Annotated in this window: 1 pseudogene; it reads left to right on the top strand. The window is 47.7% G+C overall.

Going from position 1 to position 2,767, the window contains the following annotated elements:
- Positions 1-2,662: pseudogene (locus tag KIO97_RS26665) on the top strand (DNA-directed RNA polymerase subunit beta'); the annotation flags it as partial.
- Between the last annotated feature and the right edge of the window lie 105 nt (positions 2,663-2,767).

Raw genomic sequence — 2,767 nt, 5'->3', positions numbered from 1 at the left:
TCGTGACAAGATCAACGTGAAAGGTGAAGGCATGTACCTTTCTGGCCCAGCAGAGGCTGAGAAAGCATACCGCACTAAGCAAGCTGAACTTCACGCACGCGTTAAAGTACGTATTACAGAAACAGTTGTAGACGAAGACGGCAACAGCACAACAGAGACTAAGATGGTTGATACAACTATCGGTCGTGCAATGCTATGGCAAATCGTGCCAGCTGGTCTACCGTACAGCATCGTTAACCAAAAGCTAGGTAAGAAGCAAATCTCTAACCTACTAAACGAGGCGTACCGTAAGCTAGGTCTGAAAGACACTGTAATCTTCGCTGACCAAATCATGTACACAGGTTTCGCATACGCGGCACTATCTGGTGTATCTGTTGGTATCGACGATATGGTTGTACCGCCAGCTAAGTACACTGAAATCGCAGAAGCGGAAGAAGAAGTACGTGAAATCCAGGAACAATACCAATCTGGTCTTGTTACTGCGGGCGAACGATACAACAAAGTTATCGATATCTGGGCATCGACCAACGATCGCGTAGCGAAAGCGATGATGGCAAACCTTTCATCTGAAACGGTAGTTAACCGTGACGGTGAAGAAGAGCAACAAGAATCGTTTAACAGCATCTACATGATGGCTGACTCGGGTGCTCGTGGTTCTGCAGCTCAGATTCGTCAGCTAGCTGGTATGCGTGGTCTGATGGCTCGTCCGGATGGTTCGATCATCGAAACGCCGATCACTGCGAACTTTAAAGAAGGTCTAAACGTACTTCAGTACTTTATCTCAACGCACGGTGCTCGTAAGGGTCTTGCGGATACGGCACTGAAAACAGCGAACTCGGGTTACCTAACTCGTCGTCTAGTAGACGTTGCTCAAGACGTTGTTGTAACTGAACATGACTGTGGCACTCATGAGGGTGTTGACATGATGCCTCACATCGAGGGTGGTGATGTTAAAGTTGCACTAACTGAGCTAGCGCTAGGTCGTGTAGTAGCTGAAGACGTTCTTAAGCCAGGTACAGAAGATGTTCTGATCCCACGTAACACTCTAATTGATGAGAAGTGGTGTCAGATCATGGAAGAGAACTCAGTAGACAGCATGAAAGTGCGCTCTGTAGTTACTTGTGATTCTGACTTCGGTTGTTGTGCACAGTGTTACGGTCGTGACCTAGCACGTGGTCACCTAGTGAACCAAGGTGAAGCAGTTGGTGTAATCGCTGCTCAGTCTATCGGTGAACCGGGTACACAGCTTACGATGCGTACGTTCCACATCGGTGGTGCAGCATCTACTGCAGCAGCAGAGAACAGCATCCAAGCGAAGACAACTGGTACAGTTAAACTGCACAACGCTAAGTTCGTAATCAACAAAGATAAGAAGCTAGTAATCACGTCTCGTGCATCTGAGCTAACTATCATTGATGAATTCGGTCGTACTAAAGAGAAGCACAAACTTCCTTACGGTTCGATGCTAAGCAAAGGCGACAACGACGCAGTAACAGCTGGTGAAGTTGTTGCTAACTGGGAAGCGCACACCATGCCAATCATCACTGAAGTGGCAGGTCGCATCCAGTTCGTAGACATGATCGACGGTGTTACAGTTTCTCGTCAAACAGATGACCTAACAGGTCTATCTTCAAGCGAAGTAACTGACCCAGCAGCTCGCCCAGCAGCAGGTAAAGATATGCGTCCAGCTATCAAACTTGTTGATGAGCAAGGTAACGATGTAATGATCCCTGGTACAGAAATGCCAGCTCACTACTTCCTACCTGGTAAAGCGATTGTAAACATCGAAGATGGCGCTGAAGTTGGCATTGGTGACACACTATCTCGTATCCCTCAGAAATCTGGCGGTAACAAAGATATCACCGGTGGTCTACCACGCGTAGCCGACCTATTCGAAGCTCGTAAGCCTAAAGAGCCTGCGATCCTTGCTGAGCACACAGGTACTGTGAGCTTCGGTAAAGAAACGAAAGGTAAGCGTCGTCTAGTTATCACTCGCGACAGCGGTGATACTTACGAAGAGATGATTCCTAAGCATCGTCAGTTGAACGTATTTGAAGGTGAGCGTGTTGAACGTGGTGACGTGATCGCAGATGGTCCAGAGTCTCCACATGACATCCTACGTCTACGTGGCGTACACGCTGTAACTCAGTACATCGCTAACGAAGTACAAGAAGTTTACCGTCTACAAGGCGTTAAGATTAACGATAAGCACATCGAGACTATCGTTCGTCAAATGCTACGTAAGTGTACAATTACTCACGCTGGTGACTCTGAGTTCCTACCTGGTGAGCAAGTTGAATACTCACAAGTTAAGATTGCTAACCGTAACCTAGAAGCTGAAGGCAAAGAGCCTGCACGTTTCGAGCGTGAGCTACTAGGTATTACTAAAGCATCTCTAGCGACTGAGTCGTTCATCTCTGCGGCATCGTTCCAGGAGACAACTCGCGTACTAACAGAAGCTGCGGTTTCTGGTAAGCGTGATGACCTACGTGGTCTGAAAGAGAACGTAATTGTTGGTCGTCTGATCCCAGCTGGTACTGGTTTCGCATACCACCAAGATCGTCAAGCTAAACGTGCTGAAGCGCAAGAAGGTCCATCTGCTGAACAAGCAACAGATAACCTAGCTGCACTTCTAAACGCAGGCTTCTCTTCTGACGAGTAATCGTTAAGAGCTTAAAAGAAAAGGCACCCTCGGGTGCCTTTTTTGTTTCTTGGAGGCCAAATAGAACGCTTACGCTCCGAGAGTCGAGAGCGCTTCGCTTTAGGA

The organism is Vibrio sp. B181a (genome assembly GCF_030248375.1).
GTDB classification, from domain to species: Bacteria; Pseudomonadota; Gammaproteobacteria; order Enterobacterales; family Vibrionaceae; genus Vibrio; species Vibrio campbellii.
The sequence above is the reverse complement of the archived record's forward strand: the minus strand, read 5'-3'. Positions and strand labels throughout refer to the sequence as shown.